Source organism: Adonisia turfae CCMR0081 (genome assembly GCF_011009555.1).
GTDB classification, from domain to species: Bacteria; Cyanobacteriota; Cyanobacteriia; order Phormidesmidales; family Phormidesmidaceae; genus Leptothoe; species Leptothoe turfae.
On record NZ_QXHD01000013.1, the window covers coordinates 1 to 1,135 of the forward strand.

Consider the following 1,135-nt stretch of genomic DNA (forward strand, 5'->3'; position numbering starts at 1 on the left):
CTTAAAGGGTGACAGCGTAGCTATAAAGCATGTTCCATAAGGGACAGAGCGAGAAAACCCCGTTGAAAATAGAGCCGTTTATTCGGTTTGAGAGCGATCAACTTCAAGGCCGAATCAGCCCATATATCCATAGCAACTATCCACCGTTGCCCATACAAACCCAAGCTAAAATCACTGTGATAGGGAGCCTTGTCTGAGTACTTTTTGATACATCCAGCATACTCGTCTATCCGTAATGCTTGCATTCGTTGTCCATGCATCGTAGCCAAACTATAGGCGAGCACAATGACCACCACTAAGGCTAAAAAGCGACGGTCATTCACCTTGGTATCTTCCAGGTGATAGCCCCCGGTTTTGCAATCTTTGAAAAATTGTTCTATGCCCCAGCGACACCGGTAAATTTTTAAGGTTTGCTTGAGAGTGGGGAGATTTGTCAGGATATACCAGGGGGCTTTCGGTCCCGTCTTGCGGTACTTACGTTTCCAATAAACAGCCAGATTAAAGGGACCTAACTCGTCTCCTTTGTTCCCTCTAATGCCAACATAAAAATGAGACATCCCAGGCTTAAATCCTTGGTCTTTGAGGACTTGGTACTTGTCACCAGGATGGTGTTGAAAATGGAAGTCTTTTTTCTGACGTAAGGCAAAATATACCCCTTGTTGGTCCAGCCATTCGGCCAATTTGGGACTATGAAATTCTCGGTCTCCTATCACCAACGTTGGATAGGGTTTCAATAATTTCAGAGCGATGTTTAAGACTCGTTTTTGGGTCCTCAAATCACTGTTGCCTACATGGTCTAATAGCTCCCAATAGAGCGGTAATGCATGAGTCCCCCATACCAGGGTCACCATAAACAGATTACGTTCTTTCCATTGCGTTCGGTCTATCGCTATCAACCAATATCCATACTTCTGATGCGTCTTTTTTTTAGCTGACGACGCTGCTCTCGATTGAAACGATGCCCCGTTTGAGCTTGTCGAATCCAATATTTGATCACTGGAAACCACAACACGTTAAGACTCAGACGAGGCAGGACTAGAAACCGCTGCAGGTTCCGTTTACGACTCGCATATTTGATTGGTTGAGGAAATAGACTGGCTAAGGTTCCAAGCGTGACTTGACGATGCGCTTGTAT

1 pseudogene is annotated in these 1,135 nt (G+C 45.1%); it reads right to left on the reverse strand.

Features of this window, described 5'->3' with window-relative positions:
* Positions 1 to 20: 20 nt before the first annotated feature.
* A pseudogene (locus DXZ20_RS37090) lies at positions 21 to 1,135 on the reverse strand (IS4 family transposase); the annotation flags it as partial.